The following is a 19,516-nucleotide window of genomic DNA, read 5'->3' as shown; positions in this document are numbered from 1 at the left end:
GAAATCGTGAGGCGTATTCATCGAGTGTGCACGGGGTGTCGGGTGACCGATTCCTGAAGGCACCTGCCCGTGCCTGGCGCGCGGGGCGGCCCAGGCACGGGAGGTCGGGTGGCTCAGGGCCGGCTCTCGTTGATGTTGACCATCCAGGAGATGCCGAACCGGTCGACGCACATGCCGAACGTGTCGCCCCACATCTGCTTCTCCAGCGGGACGTTCACCGTGCCGCCGGCGGAGAGCTTCTCCCAGTAGCCGCGGAGCTCGTCGGCGTCCTCGCCGCTGAGGCTGACCGCGAAGTTGTTGCCGGGCTTGTGCTCCATGCCGGGCGGGGTGTCGGCTCCCATCAGGGTGAACCCGCGGTCGTTCTCGAGCATCCCGTGCATGATCTTGTCGGCTTGGCCGGGCGCCTGCCCGCCGAAATCGCCGAAGGTGTTCAGTCGCAGGTCGCCGCCGAGGACGCTCTTGTAGAACTCCATGGCCTCCCGTGCGTTGCCGTCGAAGCTGATGTAGGGGTTGAGGCGAGATGGCACGATCTGATCCTTTTGTTCGATGGGCCGGTTCTCGCAGGGTAAATGCCCGGGTCCTGCTCATCGGCGCCACACGCGCGGCTGCGGACGGACGTCTGCGGCGACTTCGTCAAGCAGGGCCGTCGTAATGCTTCTGCATTGTTGTACTTACTCGAGTTCCAGAAAGCGGTGTCCCCGCTCGGAAGGTGTCTTGACCGGCGCGTCGTGATTGCTCGGAGTTCCAGAACTCTTGTTCCTGGCAGGCCAGTTGTGTAAGGGTGAGCTGCCTCACAACCGAACAGCGCTGCCCGGATCAACCGTTCGAATTTCACTGTGGCGGCCAACTCCAAAAGACTCCGAACCGCCCGTTCGAAGGTATGTACCAACTGGCGCACTCCCTTCGATCGCACGCAGCAACCCCCCACCGCATTGCCATGGATGGAAAGACGTCGATGCAAGATCCCCGCATGCCAGGAATCGCCCCCTCCTCGCAGTCCGGCCGCGCCCCCGGCGTCAGTGACGAGGAGTTCGCAGCCGCCCTTCAGGCCGGTGGCGGGGCCCAGGAGATCCAGCCGGTGGCCACGCTGCTCGCCCGGCACTGGCAGTCCGTGTTCGACTACGCCGCGATGTGTGCGGCGTCGAACAGAACTGCCTCCATGCTGACCACCGCCGCTTTCGCACAACTGTTGGAGAATCTGGCGCGAGGTGGGGCTGTCGGCGCGCTGCGGCCGCATCTTCTGGTGACCGTCCGTCATATCGCCAAGGCCTGGGCGGGTGACCAACGGGTCTCGGCGGTGGTGACCGGGCTCAGTAATCCGGAAGGCCCGAAGGAGAATAGGCAGTTGGTCTCCCGTGCTTTCCATGCAATGCCGATGACCGCCCAGGTTCTGCTCTGGCATGCGGAGGCCGAGGGCGAGGGCATATCCATACCGTCTGGTTTGTTGGGTATTGATCCACGTGCCGCCTCCGACCAACTCGAGCACGCGCGCGAACAGTTCCGGCAGACCTGTGTACGGGTCCACCGGGAACACGCCCCGACCGCCGAGTGCAGGCACTACAACCGTCTCCTCGACATCTCGCTGCGCCGAGGTGGTGCGCTGATCCCCGACATCCAGGTGCATCTCTCGGAGTGCGCGTACTGCCGCTTCGCCGCCGACCAGCTCCGGCAGTCCCACGGACGCCTCGGTGTGCTGCTCGCGGAGGCGCTGCTCGGCGGGTCGGCCCAGCAGTACCTCGAATCACGCCCCGGGCGGCGGCGCAAGGCCCGCGCCGAGGGAGGGGCCGCGACGCGGCCCGGGACGGGGACCCCGCGCGGCGGTGGCCGGCACTCACGCGGTACGGGCCCGGGGACCCTGCGCGGTCTCGCCCTGCGGGGCAGGCGGATGGCGGCGGTCGGGGTCGCGCCCGGAGCGCTGGCCGTGGGGGCCGCCGCGGCCGTGACCGGCCTGCTCGTCATCACCCTCGCGTCGGCCTTGTGGCCGGGCGACGAGGACCATGCGGGCCCGGCCGTCCCCAGCGGCGCCGTCACCGGAACCGCCCCGCCCGCCTCGGGGACCGGCACGCCCGCCCCGTCGGCATCCGAGCCCGATCCGTCGGCCACCTCGGCCGACTTCCCGGCCGGGCCGCTGAGCACCCGGCTCCGCAACGTCGAGGCCGCCCTCTGCCTCGACATCGCCGACCGCGAGCCGACCGCAGGCTCCGAGGCGGTCATGTCGACCTGCTCCTCGGCGCCCACCCAGCAGTGGGTGTACGAGACCGACGGCCGGCTCCGCAGCTCGGCCGCGCCCGCGCTGTGCCTGAACTCCCACGGACTCGACGGCATCGTCGCCCTGGACGGCTGCACCAGCCGCACCGCCCCCGACGCCGGGGACGTCCGATACGACCTGACCATCCAGGGCCAGGTGATCCCGCGCTGGAACGACCGGCTGGCCGTGGTGCCCGTGTCGGCCGAGCCGGGCACGGCCGTGGTGGTCAAGGTCCGCGACGAGTCACCCGCCCAGGTCTGGCGGACCGATGCCGCGCGCACGGGACCGCAGCAGCAGTCGGGCACGCACGCGACCACGCCGTACGCGGAGGAGGTCAACGTCCCGCCCGCCCGGGTCGACCACTGCGTACCCGAGACCTGCCCGGAGCCGGGGGACGTACCGGGTGTCCATGATGTGCCCGGCGGGTCTCCTTCCGGTGTCGCGCCGGGCGCAACGGGGGACGGGAGGCCGGGCGAGGCGCCGGGGGGTGCTGCCGACGGCAGTGTGCGCCGGGCCGACGACACGCCACCCGGCCCGGAGACCCAGCACAGCCGTCCGCCCTTGGTGACCGCTGTCGTGAGCGGGACTCCCACCGGCGCAGCCGCGGGGCCCGATCCCCGGGCGACCCCGGTCGGACAGGCCGGCCGGGTCAGGTGAACTCGGGCAGTTCTCCGACGGCCGTGGCGAGGTCGATGAGGGAGAAGGCCGCACCCTGCGGGTCGGTGACCGACGCCCACCGCCCGTAGGGGCTGTCCGCCGGCCCCCGTCGCACTGTGCCGCCCAGCCGGGTGACGGTGGCGATCGCCGCGTCGCAGTCCTCGACCCCGAAGTAGACGTTGATGTACGGATGGGTGTCGGGCGGGAAGTCCTCGGTCATCCGCAACCGGCCCGCGACCGGCTCGCCGCCGAGCTGCCAGAGGCTGAAATCGACGGACTCGTGACGCATCTGCTTCGCCTCGTAGCCGAAGACGGCCGGAAAGAAGTGGTCCGCGTGTTCCACGTCCCTGGTGGTGACCTCCGCCCAGCAGTACGCACCGGGCGCGTTCGTCTTGCCGAACCCGGTGTGGCTGCCCGGCTGCCACACGCTGAAGAAGACCCCGCTGGGGTCCTCCGCCGTGACCATGGTGCCGAAGGGGCCGACCGGCATCGGGTCCATCAGCAGCGCGCCGCCGTTGTCCCGGATCCGCTCGGCGGTGGCCGCGACGTCGGGGGAGGCGAGGTACAGGTTCCAGGCCGGCGGCCCGCCGGTCCCGGGCATCCGCGGCACGACGGCCGCCACGGCACTGTCGCCGGAGAAAGCCTGCGTGTATCCGCCGAACTCCGGCGAGCCCTCGTCGAAGGTCCAGCCGAGCAACTCGCCGTAGAAGCGCTTCGCGGCGTCCATGTCGGGGAACATCGCATCGACCCAGCAGGGCGTGCCTTCGGTGTGCGCTGCCATCGTCTCCCAACCTCCCTGCCCGTCGGTCTCTCCTGCGCACGCTAGGCGCCCGAGCCACCCGCCGCCCGTCAGGCGCGGCGGAGGGGGCGCGTCGCGGGCGAACGCGCGGGCCCCGGCAGGTGGCCGCCATGACACGTACCCGCCGAGTACGTCGAGGTCGCGGCGGACACCGGCCGGATCGGCGGGGATGCTGGAGGTCTCGTTCGACGAGGCACGACGTGGCAGGCCGTGGAACTCGACGGCGTGCGGGGCCGGTCCCCGGCCGGGGAAGCGGTCCGCGTCCCGCGGTACATCTCGGCCTTTGCGAAGGACGACAAGGCCGGCTCGCCGAAGCAGCGAAACCACCCGTGCGGCGGGTGTGAAGCAGCCCGCGGGCAAAGAGGAGGCCCGGTACGGAGCGATCGGCCGGACCGGGCCTCCCGCCGCTACTCGGGTCCCACGATGCCCCGTACGACGCCCAGCTCCACCAGGTCCTGCGGCCGCAGCCGCAACTGGTCCGCCGTGTGCGGCACCTGGTCGGCGGCGCGCTTGAGTATCGCGGCGGCGAGTTCGGGCGCGATGACGGAGAAGTAGCTGTCCGGTGTGGCCCAGGTGTTGCCGGGCGCGGCGAGCGCCAGCGCGCCTCCCGAGCCGCCCTCGCCCATGAGCAGGCTGGTCAGCGGCGTCCGTGCGGCGGCCACGGCCCCGAACAGCTCCGCGATCGCCGAGCCTGCGCCGCTGCGCTCGGCGTCCGCGCCGTTGGCGGCGCCGGGCGTGTCGATGAGCGTCAGCACGGGCAGCCCCAGCCGGTCGGCGAGCCGGATGACGCGGGCCGCCGTGCGGTACCCGGCGGGCGTCGTCGCCGTCCCGCACTGCGCGGCGTACGCCACGGGCCGCCCGTCCCGTAGACCGACGCCGCACAACATCCCGGGGTCGTCGCCGCCGCACCGGTCGCCGCGGAGCGGCTCACGGCGCGTGAAGTAGTCGTCCAGGTAGGCATCCGCCCGCGGCCGCCCCGCCGCCCGCGCCTGCCGCACCGCGTCCCACCCACTGCGCGGCAGCTCCCCACCCCCGCCGAGAGCCCGCGGCGGCGCGACGGCCTGCGGCCTGCTGCTGCCCGTCCCGCCTGCCCCGTCCGCAGGGCCCTGGGCGGTCGCACCGGCCGACGGGCCGCCGCTGAGGCTTCCCGTCACCCCGGCGGCCGCCCCGGCCCGGCCACGCACATCGGTCGGGGCGGCGGCGATGGTGCCCGACGGCTCTGCCCCGGTCGGCGGCTCGGCCGGCGGCGTGCCGGTGGTGCCGTCGTCCGGCCCGGTGGCCGCGGCTGTGCCGGGGGTGCCTGCTCGCCCGGCCAGGTCGGAAGGCCCGTCCGTGCCCAGCGCGGTCACCCAGAAAGTCAGTGTGTCGCGCAGCGACTCGGGCCGGACGATCGCGTCGATCTGGCCGGCGGCGAGTTGGCCCTCTGCCGTGTACGCCGCGGGGTCCGCGTCGGACGGGCGAACGCGGGAGCCGGCGAAGCCGACCTGGGCGCCGGGGAGGGCCAGGACGACGTCCGCGCCGGCGCCGAGGGTGGCCCAGCCGCCGCCGGTCGTCGGGTCGCGCAGCACGGCGATGTGTGCGACCCCCGCCTCGCGCAGCAGCGCGGAGGCGCGCGCCACCCGTTGCAGCTGGGACAGCGCGACCATGCCTTCCTGCATCCGGCTGCCGCCCGTCGCGATCAACGAGACGAGCGGCAGCCGGTGTTCACGCGCCAGCGTGTACGCGGCCTCCAGCCGGTCCCCGGCCCGTTCGCTGAGGGAGCCGCCCAGGAAGCCGAACTCGAAGGAGATCAGCACGCATCGGGTACCGCCGAGGGTGGCCGTGCCGTGGACGACGGACTCCGCCGAGCCCGTCCGGCGGGACGCGCGGGCCCGCTGCGCGCCGTAGCCCGCCCAGCCGAGCGGCCCGTCGTCCGTGGCGGGCAGGTCGGCGAGCTCCTGTTCGGTGAAGGCGTCGCAGACCAGCGCGATCGCTTCGCGGGCGGACATGCGCTCAGCCATGGAGGGACCGCTTCATGATCTTGCCCATGTCGTTGCGCGGCAGGACGTCCAGGAACCGGACCGCCCGCGGCCGTTTGTGCGGGGCGAGCTGGGCGGCTACATGGTCCGCCAACTCCTCCGCGGACGGCGGGGTCCGCGGATCGGCCGCCACGATCCAGGCGACCACGCGCTCGCCCAGGTCCGCGTCGGGCTCGCCCGTCACCGCCGCCTCGCGAACGGCCGGGTGGTCGAGGAGTACGTTCTCGATCTCACCGGCTCCGATCTTGTAGCCGCCGCTCTTGATCAGGTCGGTGGCCTTCCTCCCGACGATGCGCACGTACCCGTCCGGTTCCCGCACGGCCATGTCGCCGGTGCGGAACCAGCCGCCGTCGAAGGCGGCGGCCGTCGCGTCGGGGCGGTTCAGGTACTCCGTGAAGAGGTTGTCGCCCCGTACCTGGATCTCGCCGATCGTCTCGCCGTCCAGGGCGGCGATCTCCGTGCCGTCCTCCTCGACGAGCCGCAGCGAGACTCCCGGCAGCGGCACGCCGACGGTGCCCGGACGGGCCTCGCCGTCGAAGCGGACGCTGGTGTTCATCAGGGTCTCGGTCATCCCGTACCGCTCCACGACCCGGCGCCCGGTCGCCGCGGCGATGCGCTCGTGGTCGGGCAGCGGCAGTGCGGCCGACCCGGACACCAGCAGCCGCGCGCCGGCCAGTGCCTTCGTCAACTCGGCGTCCTGGGCGAGCTCTTCGGCGAGGCGGTGGTACATCGTCGGCACACCGAAGAGCATCGTGCCGCCGGAGTTCAGCTCCCGCGCCACGCCCTGCGGGGTGAAGCGGCCGAGGTGGCGTACCTCGCCGCCACGGCGCAGCGGGCCGAGGATGCCGAGGATCAGCCCGTGCACATGGAACAGCGGCAGGGCGTGGACCAGGACGTCGTCGCGGCTCCACTGCCAGGCGTCCTCCAGCGCGTCCAGTGTCGTGGCGACCGCCCGGCGCGGCAGCACCGCCCCCTTGGGCGGGCCGGTGGTGCCGGAGGTGTAGACGATCAGTGCGGCGGAGCCGGCGGCGGGCTCGGGGGGCAGTGCACCGGCGGAGCCGGAGGCGGTGATGTCGATGCGCTCCAACGCGCGGAGCGCCGCAGGCAGTTCGTCGCCGGGCCCGGCGAGCACGACGGCCGGCGCGCTGTCCGCGACGATGTGCGCCAGTTCCCGCTCACCGGTCTTCGGGTTCAGCGGCACGACCGGTACGCCGGCCAGCAGGCCCGCCACCACGCCGATCGCGGTCTCCATCGTCGGCGTGGCCCACAGCGCGACCCGGCCGGCCCCGCCGATCCGCAGCGCCAGGGCGCCCGCCGCGCCGCGCAACTGCCCGTATGTCAGGGACCGTTCCCCGAACCGCAGGGCGACCCGGTCGGTGCCGGCGGCCGTGGCCGCCAGCGCTGGGAAGAGGGAACTCACTCGTCGACCTCCTGGTGGTCTCGCGTGCCGCGCTCTGCGTGGTCTCCCGCGGCCGTCATTGTCTCCTCCGTGCGGCGGAGCCGCCGCAGCGGGCGGCTCCTTCCGGGGAACGATGCGCCGGACCCGGCGGACCCGGCAAGATCGGACGCACGGAGCCGCGGCCCGGCCGGTCGTCCAGGGGGAGGACGGCCGGGCGGCGGACCCGTGCCATCGAGCCTGTGCGACGGGCGCCGGAGGGGCACCGGCCGCTGCCGACGGGACGTCGCGCATCCGCCCCTACGACGTACACGCATCCGGCCAGTGCCAGGTCGGACAGCAGCATGAAGCCGACCGGGTACAAGCGCTTGGCGCTGTGGATCGCACCCATCACCACCAGCGGTGGCACGAACCCGCCGAGCCCGCCCGTCGAACCGACGATGCCGGTGACGCTGCCGATCTGCGGCTGTTTCCGTGCCCAGAACGTCCAAGTGAGCCCCATCGTGGCCGTGCCCGCATTGCGGTACCCGGCGCCACTCGAGGGTTCGGGTTGCGCCGTCGGGGCGGGGCCGGCGACAGTTCCGCACGGCCGGTCAAGGGTGCCGCAGGTACCCGGGGGCGCGCTGTGCTGCTCCAGACGGGCCGCAGTGGCGAAGGGACGCTCACCGGCGGAGGTTCACGGAAGCGGCAGCGCGACCTTCACGGCGTACACGGCGACGAGGCCGTAACCGACGCGGAACGTCCACGCGCGTGCGGTGTGGGAGATGCGGGCCCCGGCGAAGCCGCCGGCCGCCACCAGCAGCTGCTGCCACGCGAGCGAGGAGACGAAGACGCCGGCGACGAAGACGGTTCCGGCGGCGGCGCCACTGAGGGCGGCGCCCTGGGCAGTGGTGAGGGCGGCGAAGTAGAGCGCCGTGGTGGGGTTGATGACGGTGAGGGCGACGAACCGCGTGAACACCCGCCCTGTGCTGCCGCCGGCGGACGCGGCCTCCGGGTCCGTCCTGGGCAGGGTCTTGGTGCGTGAGGAGAGCAGCCCGTGCGCCGCGATGGCCGCGAGGACGACCGCGGACGCGAGCCGCACCCATGCCTCCACTCCGCAGAGCGCGGAGGCGACCAGCGGGCCGAGGGTTGTGGCCACCGCCGCGTATGCCATGTCCACGACCGCGACGGCGGACGCCGCCGCCACCGCTCCACGGCGGCCGCGCATGCTCTCCTGGACCAGCAGCACGCCCATCGCCCCGATCGGCACCGCCACACCCAGTCCGGCGACCGCCCCGGCGGTGGCCGTCGTCCACAGCTCGCTCATGGCGCACAACTGTCGGCCCGGGCTCGTCGGCTGCGCGACCCATTTATCGTCGCCGACCGGTTCGGCAGCGGTGTCCACGAGCCGCTGGAGGGTGGTCCCCGGATCGAGGTCGGTGCCGATGCCGACGACTGCTCCGAGGAACGCCGCGATCCGGAGCGAGCCGGTCGGCTGCCGGACGGGCCGCTCCGCGGGGGAGCCCCCAGGGGCCGGCGGTCACGGTCACTCGGTCTCTGCAAGCGGGTCGAGGACCAGGGGCTGGATCCGGCCCTCGAGCATCGCACCGAGGCCCTGCACCGTGCAGATGTCGGGCCGTTCCGCGATGCTGACGGGCATGCCGGTCGCGTTGTGCAGCATCTGGTCGAGGCCCGGCAGCAGCGCGCTGCCGCCGACCATCATGATGCCGCGGTCCACGAGGTCGGCGACCAGGTCCGGCGGGCAGTCGCGGAGCACCTTGCCGATCCCGTCGAGGACCGAGGTGAGCGGGGTGTGGATCGCCTCCCGCACGGCCGCGGTGTCGACGCGGACGGACCGGGGCAGGCCGGTGGCGACGTCACGGCCGTGGATCTCCGTCGACGACGGGCCCTGCGGGGTGAGGCCGTTGCCGTGCAGGGCGAGCTGGAGCGGTCGTACGGACTGGCTGGGCAGCATGAGTTCGTGCCGGTGGCGAAGGTGCTGGATCACCGCGTGGTCGATGGCGTTGCCGCCGATGGGGATACGGGTCGCGGTGACGATCGAGCCGAGGGACAGGACCGCGATCTGCGTGGTCGCCGCCCCGCACACCATGATCATGGTCGCGCTGGGCTGCTCGACGGGAAGCCCGCAGCCGACGGCTGCCGCGATGAGGGTGTCCACGAGCTCGACCCGGCGGGCGCCCAGCCCGACCAGCGTCTCCACGGTGGCGCGCTGCGCGAGCGGGTCGCTGTCGTGCGGGGTGCTGGCCGCCGCGCGGAGCCGGGGCTTGCGGCGCAACTGGCGGCGGAGCTTCTCGCCCAGCAGATGACGGAGCATCCGCTGGGCCATGTCGATGTCGACGACGGTGCCGCCGGAGACAGGGCGGGCGACCCGGATGTACCCGGGCGTGCGGCCGGTCATCTTCTCGGCGAGCGCGCCGACCGCGATGAGTGCTCCCGTACGGGTGTTGACGGCGGCCACGCTCGGTTCGTCGACGACGAGGCCGGCGCCCTTCACGAAGACGCGGGTTCTGGCGGCGCCCAGATCGACGGCCACATGGCAACGTCGCAACTGCTCAAGGCTGACGGTCACGGCGGTTCCTCCCGAGTGCGGTACGTGTTCGCATCGTGCGATCGCCGCGGGCCGTGCGCGCGCTGGGCTGCGCCGGTCGGGCGTACGTACCTGACGGGCCGACAGATCAGTCGGTGAGCCGTTGCAGCAGGCCCCAGGTGAACTCCGCGACACGCACCTCGCCGCCGGGCAGGGTGAACGCGAGGCGCCACCGGGTCGGCGCGGAGCCCTCCATGGGGCGGGCCGGCGGGAAGGCACTCGCCACCTCGTCCACGGTGCACGACCAGGGCTCCAGATCGTCCGCCGTGCGCAGGTCGGGACCTGCCGCGCCCGGGGCGCGCACCAGCCACTCGTTCCACACAGCGCCGCCGTCGGCGGCCAGTACCTCGAAGCGCAGGTCCGGCCAGAGCGGTACGGGCCACAGAAGCGCGTCGCACTCCAGGTCGCCGATCCGCCGCCGCCGGACGAGTTCCGGCTCGCCGAGCACCGCCCGGTAGCGGGACAATGCCCCGCGCGAGCGGGGCGCGCGCACCTTCGCCTGCCAGCGCCGGTTGGCCTCGCGCATCTGCGTGATCGAGACGCCGAGCCGATGCCGCGCGTCCTCGACGAGACCCGGCTGGAAGTCGGCCATGCGGCGCAACAGCACCAGTTGGAAGTCGAGCGGGCCGAAGGGCGCGTCAGGGGTCATGACCGACATCCTGCCTGCTCGGCGGCGCGGGCGAAGCCGAGTCGGCTCGCCGTGGAAGTGAGGATTCCACACAGGATCTGCACAAGGAGACCCACCTCTGGTCCGTAGACGGCGAATAACCTGCGGGCGCCATGGATTACTGCCACCCGTGCGGACGGCATCTCAACGGCGCCCTGGCCTGTGCCGGGTGCGGCACACCCGTCGAGGAGCTCCGTCACCACAGCCCCAGTGCCGCCGAGCCGGAGCGCGTCTACGAACTGGACGTGACCCCGGAGCCGGCGGACAACCCCGGCCCGCGCCGTGCACGCCGACAGGCCGCGACACGGCGCAAGCCCGCGGGCCGCCGTGCCCGCAAGCGGCGCGGGCGCAAGGTGCTGATCGGGGCGGTCGGCCTGGTGCTGGCGGCCGGGGCACTGAGCCTGGCGGAGCTCGCCATGGAGGGTCCGGGCGACGACGGCGCGGCGACTGCGGTCCGGGAGAAGCCGGTCGCCGAATCGACTGCCCCGGAGCCGACCGCCTCCGACGAGGCCCCGGACGCCCCGGACGATGTGCAGGAGCCGGCCGTCACCAAGTCCGCCTCGCCGCGTCCGCGGAAACCCCGGGCGGGCACCGGCGACGGTCGAGGCGCGGAGGGTGAGGGGCCGGACGGAGAGGGCGGCGGTACGGAGCCGTCGGCGTCCGGGTCCGCAGGCGACGGTGACCCGTCACCGTCGTCCTCCGGCGATCCCGAAGGCCCCGGGGACCCGAGCGGCACGGGCGAGCCGCCGGCGGACCCGGGAGACCCCGAGTCGCCGGGTCAGCAGGACCCGCCGCCGCCTCCGGAGCCGGAACCGACGGAGACGTGCGAGCGCTTCCTCTTCTGGTGCGTCTAGTGCCCTGACCGGGAAAGTTCACCGGCTGGGAAGAGCACGTCCCTACCGTGGGTCGGTGATGCGCTTGTCGCTTCTCCTGCTGTCACAGAGGTCGCTCACACGACTTGTGAGATCTTGTACGCGATTCCACCCTCGATCAGATACCCCGAGCCCACGCAGACGACGTCGTTCAGCCATGCGTATCGCTTCACCCCCGTTTCGAAGAGGGGATTCGTCCGGAAGTAATAGCAGGCGGGGTCGACGTCGTGCCTCGAGGCAGGATCGGCCATGTCGGCCCGCAGTTCGGGCGGGGTGACCCAGCGGCCGCCATAGGTCATGTGCAGCAGGTCGCCGTCGTACGTCCGCAATGTCAGCCGGACGTCGAGCGTCATCACGCCGTCGGGGCGGAACAACGTCCAGTCCCCACCCCCGGGCAGCACCTCTCCGCGTAGCCTTGGCCCCTCGAACGTCCCCCCGGCGGAGCCGAAGAGGACCCGTCGGCCCAACGGGCCGGGGCCGATGTCCAGCCGCGGGTTCAAATCCACAGCTATGTCGAAGAGATGGATCGTCCTGATCTCGTCGATGTCTTTCAGCCGAGCATCTGCTGCCATGTTCCCTCACCCCCGAATTGGTTCGATCCCAGGAGCGGTGGGCGCGAACGAGGCTGCTCCGAACAGCTTTCGCCTGACCGCGTCCGTCGAGACACCTGACTGAGCACAGAGCTCCGACAGATCGAAGAAGAATCGCTCGCCGGCGATCAGGCCGTCCTTGAAGGCGAACTGAATGAACACCGGCAACTCGGCTCGCCTGCCGTTGGGGTGCACGCCGAACCGGCCACCCGTCATCGTCATCTTCGCCGTCCCCCAGCAGACCAGTACCTCGCCGTCGGCAGCGTGGCCTTCGAGAGCGACCCGGTAGTCGGGGAAGGAGGCGAAGAACCCGGTCAGCGCCCTCTCGTTCGCGGCCCGGCCCTGAGCCTTCGTCCCGAAAGCCGGAGCGTCCAGGACCATGTCCCGGTGGAAGAGCTCCATGGCCGCGGGCATGTCCTGCCGACTCTTTGCGGTGGCCAACGCCTGCGCCAGCTCAAACATTCGACGGCTGTCCAAGTCGCACACACCTCCTGATCGTCGCCTCACGAAGTAAACGTACGATCGGTCGTACGTTATATGCAAGGGGAATCCGGCAGGATGGTGCCATGAGCGAAGTGGAGCAGCGGGACGTCGTCCGTTCCGCCGACGAGGTCGACGAGGTCGACGAGGTCGAAGCGCTGACGTCGGATCGGCGCGTGCTGCGTGGTGCGCGGTCCAGGCGGACGATCGTCCGCCATGCCGTGGACGTGGCATCACTGGAAGGACTGGACGGGCTCAGCATCGGCCGGCTGGCCACCGACCTCAAGATCAGCAAGAGCGGCGTGCAGACTCTCTTCGGGACGAAGGAGAACCTGCAGGTCGCGACGGTGAAGTGCGCACGTGACGTGTTCGAGGACGCGGTCGTCCGCCCGGCACAGAGCGCGCCCCGTGGCGCGGCGCGGGTACGCGCGCTGATCGAACGGTGGATCGAGTACGCGTCGGTGCCGCTGTTCCCAGGTGGTTGCTTCTGGGCGGCGAACCTGGCCGGCTTCGACAGCCGCCCCGGGCCCGTACGTGACGTGCTGTTCCGCTGCCAACATGTCTGGCGTGACCTCATCGCCGTCGAGCTGCGCCATGCCGTCGGTACCAGGGAGATCGCTCAGCTCGACGCCGACCTCGCTGCCTTCCAGCTCGATGCGGTACTCGTCGCCGCCAACACCGCGTTGCGGCTCGGCGACGAAGAGGTGGTGGACAAGGTGCGGCTCGTGACCGAGGGGTTCCTCGTCCCTGCGAACTGATCTGCCGTCGCGGGCACCGCCTCGGCCGCGCGTCGCCGCCACGACGCGGATCGCTGGGGCACGGTCTGCCGGTGTTGGGCATCCGCCGGGGCGGGACGCCCACCTGGAAGCCCGTCGCAGCGGTCAGGATCCGGCGGCGGACGGCGGCTCGGCCGTCTCCTCGCCGAGCATTCGTCTGAGCAGGTCCCGCAGCACCGCGCGCTCGACCTCTGTCAGCTGCGCCAGCGGCTCGCGCGCGAAGTCCAGCGACTCACGCAGCCGGCGGGCCGTGCTGCGGCCCTCCTGGGTGGCCGCGGCCAGCTTCACCCTGCGGTCGCTCGGGTCGGGGCGGCGCTCGACCAGGCCGCGCGCCTCGAGGCGGTCCACAATGCCCGTGACGTTCGACGGCTCGCACTTCAGTTTCTGAGCCATGCGCCGCATGGGGATGGGCTCCATGGAGAGCAGCCCCAGCACCCGGGCCTGCGCCCCGGTGAGGGCGTGCTCGGCCGCCGCCTGCTCGTACTCGGCGTGGTAGCGGGCCACCACGGTGCCGATGAGCTCGACGACCTCGAGGGCCAGGGGGTCTGTTCGCTGGGTGGCCATGAGGATCAGGATACCCAATACTTGACAATCTCAAATATTCAGGCGCATGGTTGTTTCAGGTAATGAAGCTTTTCTAGGAGGCATGCAGTATGTCCGCACTCCCCGCGTCCGGCCGTGAATGGCACCTCGTCGCTCGTCCGCACGGCTGGCCCAAGGCCGAGGACTTCGCGCTGCGGGAGGCGCCCGTCGCCGAGCCGGCGGAAGGCCGCATCCTCGTGCGCAACCTGCACTTCTCCGTCGACCCCTACATGCGGGGCCGGATGAACGACGTGAAGTCGTACGTTCCGCCCTTCCAGCTCGACAAGCCGATGGACGGCGGCGCGGTCGGCGAGGTCGTCGCGTCGAACGCGGAGGGCTTCGCCGTCGGCGACCACGTCCTGCACGGCCTCGGCTGGCGGGAGTACGCGGACGTGCCCGCCAAGCACGCCACCAAGGTCGACGCGTCCCTCGCCCCGCTCTCCGCCTATCTCGGAGTGCTCGGCATGACCGGCCTCACCGCGTACGCCGGCCTGTTCGAGGTCGCGTCCTTCAAGGAGGGCGACGTCGTGTTCGTCTCCGGCGCCGCGGGTGCCGTCGGCAGCCAGGTGGGCCAGATGGCCCGGATCAAGGGCGCCTCGCGCGTCATCGGCTCGGCCGGTTCCGATGAGAAGGTCAAGCTCCTCGTCGAGGAGTACGGCTTCGACGCGGCGTTCAACTACAAGAGCGGCCCGGTCGGCGAGCAGCTGAAGGAGGCCGCACCCGACGGCATCGACGTCTACTTCGACAACGTGGGCGGTGATCACCTCGAGGCCGCGATCTCCTCGTTCAACGTCGGCGGCCGCGCGACCATCTGCGGAATGATCGCCCAGTACAACAACACCGAGCCGGCCCCCGGCCCGAAGAACCTCGCGCTCGTCATCGGCAAGCGGCTGCGCCTGCAGGGCATGCTCGTGAACGACCACAGCGCGCTCCAGCCGCAGTTCGTCCAGGAGGTGGCCGGCTGGCTGGCCTCCGGGGAGCTCAAGTACGGCGAAACCGTCGTCGAGGGCATCGAGAACGGCTACGAGGCGTTCGTCGGAATGCTGCGCGGCGAGAACACCGGAAAGATGATCGTTTCTCTCGGCGAGAAGGTCACCCGTTAGGCTCTTCCCCAGCCGTCGCGATCGTGGGCGCGAGTCGCGGCGTACCAGCAGGAGGAAGACCTCATGTCGATCCAGCAGTCCGAGGTGCTCTACACCGCCGTCGCCACCGCGGAGAACGGCCGTGACGGCCGCGTCGCCACGGATGACGGCATCCTCGACTTCGTGGTGACACCGCCCAAGGCGATGGGCGGCAGCGGCGCCGGTACCAACCCGGAGCAGCTGTTCGCCGCCGGTTACAGCGCCTGTTTCCAGCAGGCCCTCGTCGTCGTCTCCCGCCAGGAGAAGGCCGACATTTCCGACTCTACGGTCACCGCCGAGGTCGGTCTCGGAAAGAACGACGACGGCTTCGGCCTCATCGTCAAGCTCTCCGCGAGCATCCCGAACGTGGACGCCGCGACTGCAAGGGACCTGATCGAGAGGGCCCACCAGGTCTGCCCGTACTCCAAGGCGACCCGCGGCAACATCACGGTCGATCTCGCGGTCTGAGGCCCGGTCCGACCGAGGGCCGCACCCCGGGTGCGGCCCTCGGCGCGTCCCACGGGGAAACGGCACGACGATCACCACGGCGCCTGCCATGACGATCAGTACGCCGGGTCCACCGGTTGGGCCGCCGAACAACAAGAGGCACCCCGATAGGGTGTGCGCATGCGTGATCTCGGGGTGGGCTTCGGCTATCTGATGAAGGGCCAGCGCTGGGTGGCCGGCCACGGCCGGTGGTTCGGCTTCGGCCTGCTCCCGGGGCTGGTGACCTTGGTGCTGTACACAGGGGCGATCATCGGTCTCGTGTTCGGTGCCGACGATGTGATCGCCTGGGCGACGCCGTTCGCCGACGACTGGTCCTCACCGTGGCTGGACATCTTCCGCGGCACGCTGACGGCACTGCTGTTCGCCCTCGGGCTGTTCGTCGCGGTGATCACCTTCACCGCCGTGACGCTCCTGGTCGGCCAGCCCTTCTACGAGAACCTCTCCGAGCAGGTCGACCGCTCCGAGGGCGGCGAGGTGCCCCATTCGGGGCTGCCGCTCTGGCGTGAACTGTGGATCTCCGCCAGGGACTCGCTGCGGATCGTGCTGCGCGTGGTCTTCTACGGTCTGCTGCTCTTCGCCTGCGGCTTCCTCCCGGTCGTGGGCCAGACCGTCGTCCCGGTGATCGGGTTCTGCGTCTCCGGCTTCTTCCTGGCGGAGGAGCTGGCCGCCGTGGCCCTCCAGCGGCGAGGCGTCGAACTGAAGGAGCGCCTGGCGCTGCTGAGGGGCCGTCGTCTGCGCACCCTGGGCTTCGGCGTGCCGCTCACGCTGTCGTTCCTGGTGCCGTTCGTCGCGGTCTTCCTGATGCCGGGGGCGGTCGCCGGCGCGACGCTCATGGTCCGCGACCTGGTCGCGCCGCAGGACCCGGAGCCGGCACACGCGGGCCCGCACAGCCTTCGCAAGCCCGACTAGGCACCTACTGCTTCCGAGCCGCTGCGTGCCCGACAGCTACGACAGTGTGCCGGTGACCACGGATGCGGCTTCCGGGCCGGGCGGTGAGTCGAGCAGCACCTGCGCCACCGCGAGGCCGGGGGCGTTGGTTCCCGCAGTGGCGAGCAGGGCGCCGTCCGGGCCCCAGACCGCGCTGCCGCCCCGGCAGTCGCCGACGCTGCACGGCCCCACGGCGTTGGCGAGCAGCACCGGCAGGCCGTTGTCCCTCGCCCGGACCGGGTAGACCTTCTGATACGAGTCGTTGCCCTCCTCGAGGACCGAACTCGCCACATACACCTGGCAGCCGTCGGCCCTCGCCCGCTCCGCGACCTCGGGAATGCGGTTGTCGTAGCAGATCGCCACCGCGAACCGGACACCGTCGAGCATGAAGCGGCCGTCCTCGGTGCCTGCCGCGAAGACGTCCTGTTCCGCACCGTGCAGATGCGTCTTGTCGTAGCGGGCGAGCAGCTCACCGTCCGGGCCGATCACGAGGGCGGAGAGGGCCGGTCGTGGGCCGGACGTACGCACTGCGCAGCCGACCAGCGCCGCCGTCGACGTCGTACGGCACGCCTTGCGCACCGGCTCCAGCCGTGGATCCTCCTCCGTCAGCCACAGGCCCGGGTCCTCGGCGATCGCCTCCAGGTCGTAACCGGTGGCAGCCAGCTCGCAGAAGGCGACCAGCCGGGCGCCGCGCCCGGCCGCCTCCCTCACGAGCGCCTGCATGCTGTGGACATTCGCCTCGATGTCGCCCGGAGCTGACGTGAACTGCCCTGCCGCGATCTTCATGCGGGCATCATCCCGCCTCGCCGCTCTCCGCAGCCACCCGGATGATCTCGCGTGTCTGGCTGATGATGTCCAGCCGGTTGCGTTCGAACTCCAGGTCGGTGATCCCGGTCGTGTTCCCCGGCGCGAACTGCAGCACCGGGGTGTGCACATGACCGCCCGGTACGTCCAGGCCGAGACGGTCGCGCAGCAGCGTGGCGCGGTAGGCGATCTCGTTGGAGAGGTAGTTGCCACCGCCACCGGCGCGTGCGGTCGAACCCTCGGTCGGGCCGTCCGGCCGGATGACCGGGGCGCCTCCACCGGCCGGGATCTCGGTCACGGAGGTGTTGTCGTACACCGGGAAACGGCCCGTGTCAGCCGCGGTGATCGCCTCGTACGGGAGAGAGGTGGACGTCCACTGCGGTTGCGAGGCGGGGTCGGCCACCGGCACCGTCTCCGTACGGGAGACGTTGTCGTTGTCCGGGAAGCCGCCGCGCCACCCCCCGTTGAAGCGCTCGATGTCGACCCGGCCCACCCGGCCCTGGCTGACCGTGGTGAACAGGTCCGCCTTCGGCAACTGCCGCGCCAGCGTCCGCTCGACCGTGCCGTCGGCGAAGTCCTGCCAGCGCACGGGGAACACCGCCGTCTCGATCCTGGCAGGTCCCTGCGAGGTGTGGATCAAGGTGCCGTCGAGAGCGAGGGCGGTGGCGCCGGAGGGGTTGCTGATACGGATGTCCCGGTCGAGCGTGAAGGGGTCGAAGCCGGTCATCACGATGCGCTTGAGGCCCTTGCCGGTGGGGAGGTCCATCGAGTCCTGACCGCGTGAGGAACGTTCCAGACGGTCCATCAGCCGCGCACGCTGTGCCTGCGTCACGTCGAACGCGGGCCGCCACTGCCGCAGCCCGGCCGTCATCCCGAGCCGCGCCCAGTACAGCGGCCGGTCGTCGTCCCGGCTCAGATCGCCTCCCGCCGCGCCCTTGCCCTGCGCCCGGTCCACGGCCCGCTCCCACAGGGCGGACCCGTGGCGCCCCACGGCACGCTCGGCCTGCCGGTAGGACGTCGCACCCTCCAGGGCCCGTACGAAGCCCGGTGCCATCGAGTCGAAGCCGCTGCGCCGCAGGATCTCCTGGGGAACGGCCCGTTCGAGCCGCTGCTCCTCCACGGTGAGCGGGGCGCCGGCCGGGACGGGCGCTGCCGACGCGAGCGGGGACGCGGTGAGGCCGAGGGCGGCGGAGGCGAGGAGGGCGAGCGCGAGCACGTCGAGGCGGGCGCGTGTTCGGGGCACGGGATTCCTTTCGTCGGCCGGCTCGCAGTATCGCGGCGCCACCGCGTCGGGCGGAAGGCCGCACCGGTGTCCACCGGGGGCGATGGCGGTACTCGGCAGGTGCGCGAAGCGGAGGCGGGCCGGGCCCCACGCGTCCCCGGCGGCGCCGGACCTCAAGGCACCTGCGCTGCCGTGACGTTGCGGTGCGCGATCTCCGCCAGCCGCTGCTGGCCGTCCCTGCCGGGGTGGAACCAGTCCCAGCGGCTCAACTGCGCACCGGAGAAGCGATAGTCGAAGACGGCCCCACCGTCGTACCGGCAGCGGTCGTCCTTCGCACAGACGTCCTTCAGCACCTCGTTGTACGCGACGACCCGCTGCTGGACGGTGTCCCTGCGCTGCTGTGCCCGGACGCCCACGTCCTGCGCGTCGCCGAGCATCGTCGCGCAGATGCCCAGTTCCCATATCCGGCTGCCCAGCGCGTCGCCCCGGCCCTCGGACCACAGCCGCTTCAGGTCCGGCACGCTGGCGACATAGACCTGTGCCTTCGGAGCATCGTTCCTCAGTCGGTCCATGGCAGCCTCGAGGGACGCGCGGAACTCCTCGACGGGAGTCATCCGGCCCACGGTGTCCGCACAGGCGTCGTTCGCGCCGATCATCACCGTGACCAGTTCCGGGTCGTGGGCCGCGGCGCGTGCCATCTGCTCCGGCAGGTCCGCGGCGTCGGCGCCGGAACGGGCGAGGTTCCAGCTGCGCTCCTTCACCCCCGACGCGCCCAGCAGACGCATGGCGAGACTGTTCACCCCGGTGTCCGTTCCGGTCGCCCACGACACCTCGGGGCAGTCCGACAGCACCATGCACGCGTCGAAACCGCGGGTGATGGAGTCGCCGACCGCCGCGAGCGAGTCCGGGCTGCGGTCCCACACCGGGGTGGGGCTGGGGCTGGGGGAGGGACGCGCGGAGGCGCCGGGCGGGCGCCGGCCGTCGGACTCTGACGACGAGTCACATGCCGCCAGTGCTCCGGCCGCCAGGGTCGCGGTGGCGAGCGCGGCGGCGACGCCGGTGCGTGCGCGGCGTGTCCCGCTGCGCGTGCTGCGCTGTCCCAAGGTCACTTCCCCCTCTGCAAACCCGGCATCCGACCTCCTGCCGAGTGAAAGCTTGGTGCGTACGGGCCCCAGGACCGACATTACGTCACCCCGTGGCGCGTCTCGCACGGTAACTTTTGCCTCGTCGACCCAGAGGCCCACCTCCCCGATCGGCGCCGGT

General features: G+C 71.7%; 19 protein-coding genes and 1 pseudogene. 6 read left to right on the top strand and 14 right to left on the bottom strand.

Features of this window, described 5'->3' with window-relative positions; genetic code table 11:
• Positions 1 to 113: 113 nt before the first annotated feature.
• Positions 114 to 527: a VOC family protein gene (locus IE198_RS04660; protein ID WP_189882967.1), complete on the bottom strand. Its 414-nt coding sequence runs from the start codon at positions 525 to 527 to the stop codon at positions 114 to 116.
• 443 nt (positions 528 to 970) lie between these two features.
• On the opposite strand from IE198_RS04660, the gene IE198_RS04655 reads away from it, so the two are divergent.
• Positions 971 to 2,905 (top strand): RICIN domain-containing protein, encoded by a 1,935-nt coding sequence (locus IE198_RS04655; RefSeq protein WP_189882965.1) that lies wholly within the window; start codon positions 971 to 973, stop codon positions 2,903 to 2,905.
• Here IE198_RS04655 and IE198_RS04650 read toward each other — a convergent pair.
• From IE198_RS04650 to IE198_RS04620, 7 genes and pseudogenes are all read right to left on the bottom strand, one after another.
• Positions 2,898 to 3,686 carry a VOC family protein gene (locus IE198_RS04650; protein WP_189882963.1) on the bottom strand — a complete coding sequence of 263 codons (789 nt, stop codon included), beginning with the start codon at positions 3,684 to 3,686 and terminating at the stop codon, positions 2,898 to 2,900. The two genes, IE198_RS04655 and IE198_RS04650, sit on opposite strands and share 8 nt — an antisense overlap.
• 425 nt (positions 3,687 to 4,111) lie before the next feature.
• Positions 4,112 to 5,704, bottom strand: coding sequence for a carboxyl transferase domain-containing protein (locus IE198_RS04645; RefSeq protein WP_189882961.1), 1,593 nt, complete (start codon positions 5,702 to 5,704; stop codon positions 4,112 to 4,114).
• Positions 5,697 to 7,142, bottom strand: a complete 1,446-nt coding sequence (locus tag IE198_RS04640) for an acyl-CoA synthetase (RefSeq protein ID WP_189882959.1) — start codon at positions 7,140 to 7,142, stop codon at positions 5,697 to 5,699. Before IE198_RS04640 ends, IE198_RS04645 begins: the two co-directional genes overlap by 8 nt.
• A gap of 274 nt (positions 7,143 to 7,416) precedes the next feature.
• A pseudogene (locus IE198_RS04635) lies at positions 7,417 to 7,587 on the bottom strand (MFS transporter); the annotation flags it as partial.
• 207 nt (positions 7,588 to 7,794) lie between these two features.
• On the bottom strand, positions 7,795 to 8,424 hold the full coding sequence (locus IE198_RS04630) for a LysE family transporter (RefSeq protein WP_189882956.1): 630 nt from the start codon (positions 8,422 to 8,424) through the stop codon (positions 7,795 to 7,797).
• 219 nt (positions 8,425 to 8,643) lie between these two features.
• Positions 8,644 to 9,687, bottom strand: a complete 1,044-nt coding sequence (locus IE198_RS04625; RefSeq protein ID WP_189882954.1) for a rod shape-determining protein — start codon at positions 9,685 to 9,687, stop codon at positions 8,644 to 8,646.
• Between the two features lie 106 nt (positions 9,688 to 9,793).
• Positions 9,794 to 10,354, bottom strand: coding sequence for a hypothetical protein (locus IE198_RS04620; RefSeq protein WP_189882952.1), 561 nt, complete (start codon positions 10,352 to 10,354; stop codon positions 9,794 to 9,796).
• A 131-nt stretch (positions 10,355 to 10,485) separates the two neighbouring features.
• Between IE198_RS04620 and IE198_RS04615 the strand changes: the two genes are divergently transcribed.
• On the top strand, positions 10,486 to 11,226 hold the full coding sequence (locus tag IE198_RS04615; RefSeq protein WP_189882950.1) for an SCO2400 family protein: 741 nt from the start codon (positions 10,486 to 10,488) through the stop codon (positions 11,224 to 11,226).
• A 95-nt stretch (positions 11,227 to 11,321) separates the two neighbouring features.
• On the opposite strand, the gene IE198_RS04610 is transcribed toward IE198_RS04615, so the two are convergent.
• A complete protein-coding gene (locus IE198_RS04610; protein WP_189882948.1) occupies positions 11,322 to 11,816 on the bottom strand; it encodes a DUF3237 domain-containing protein in 495 nt (164 codons plus the stop codon).
• A gap of 6 nt (positions 11,817 to 11,822) precedes the next feature.
• The gene (locus IE198_RS04605) at positions 11,823 to 12,296 is read right to left on the bottom strand and encodes an ester cyclase (RefSeq protein WP_189882946.1); all 474 of its coding nucleotides are present in this window, start codon (positions 12,294 to 12,296) and stop codon (positions 11,823 to 11,825) included.
• A gap of 104 nt (positions 12,297 to 12,400) precedes the next feature.
• Between IE198_RS04605 and IE198_RS04600 the strand changes: the two genes are divergently transcribed.
• Entirely contained in the window at positions 12,401 to 13,072 is a 672-nt protein-coding gene (locus tag IE198_RS04600) for a TetR/AcrR family transcriptional regulator (protein ID WP_229833743.1), read from the top strand.
• 123 nt (positions 13,073 to 13,195) lie between these two features.
• Here IE198_RS04600 and IE198_RS04595 read toward each other — a convergent pair whose 3' ends face one another.
• Complete coding sequence (locus tag IE198_RS04595) at positions 13,196 to 13,654, bottom strand: MarR family winged helix-turn-helix transcriptional regulator (protein WP_189882944.1); 459 nt, start codon at positions 13,652 to 13,654, stop codon at positions 13,196 to 13,198.
• An 89-nt stretch (positions 13,655 to 13,743) separates the two neighbouring features.
• On the opposite strand from IE198_RS04595, the gene IE198_RS04590 reads away from it, so the two are divergent.
• From IE198_RS04590 to IE198_RS04580, 3 genes are all read left to right on the top strand, one after another.
• Positions 13,744 to 14,775 (top strand): NADP-dependent oxidoreductase, encoded by a 1,032-nt coding sequence (locus IE198_RS04590; RefSeq protein WP_189882942.1) that lies wholly within the window; start codon positions 13,744 to 13,746, stop codon positions 14,773 to 14,775.
• Positions 14,776 to 14,838: 63 nt separating this feature from the next.
• Positions 14,839 to 15,261: an organic hydroperoxide resistance protein gene (locus IE198_RS04585; protein WP_189882940.1), complete on the top strand. Its 423-nt coding sequence runs from the start codon at positions 14,839 to 14,841 to the stop codon at positions 15,259 to 15,261.
• Between the two features lie 159 nt (positions 15,262 to 15,420).
• A complete protein-coding gene (locus IE198_RS04580) occupies positions 15,421 to 16,209 on the top strand; it encodes an EI24 domain-containing protein (RefSeq protein WP_189882938.1) in 789 nt (262 codons plus the stop codon).
• A gap of 36 nt (positions 16,210 to 16,245) precedes the next feature.
• Here IE198_RS04580 and IE198_RS04575 read toward each other — a convergent pair whose 3' ends face one another.
• From IE198_RS04575 to IE198_RS04565, 3 genes are all read right to left on the bottom strand, one after another.
• The gene (locus IE198_RS04575) at positions 16,246 to 17,013 is read right to left on the bottom strand and encodes a carbon-nitrogen hydrolase family protein (RefSeq protein WP_189882936.1); all 768 of its coding nucleotides are present in this window, start codon (positions 17,011 to 17,013) and stop codon (positions 16,246 to 16,248) included.
• A gap of 7 nt (positions 17,014 to 17,020) precedes the next feature.
• Positions 17,021 to 18,274: a pyroglutamyl-peptidase I gene (locus tag IE198_RS04570; RefSeq protein ID WP_189882934.1), complete on the bottom strand. Its 1,254-nt coding sequence runs from the start codon at positions 18,272 to 18,274 to the stop codon at positions 17,021 to 17,023.
• 152 nt (positions 18,275 to 18,426) lie between these two features.
• Complete coding sequence (locus IE198_RS04565) at positions 18,427 to 19,356, bottom strand: SGNH/GDSL hydrolase family protein (protein ID WP_229833742.1); 930 nt, start codon at positions 19,354 to 19,356, stop codon at positions 18,427 to 18,429.
• Positions 19,357 to 19,516 lie beyond the last annotated feature (160 nt).

This window comes from Streptomyces xantholiticus (assembly GCF_014651015.1).
Taxonomy (GTDB): domain Bacteria; phylum Actinomycetota; class Actinomycetes; order Streptomycetales; family Streptomycetaceae; genus Streptomyces; species Streptomyces xantholiticus.
The sequence above is the reverse complement of the archived record's forward strand: the minus strand, read 5'-3'. Positions and strand labels throughout refer to the sequence as shown.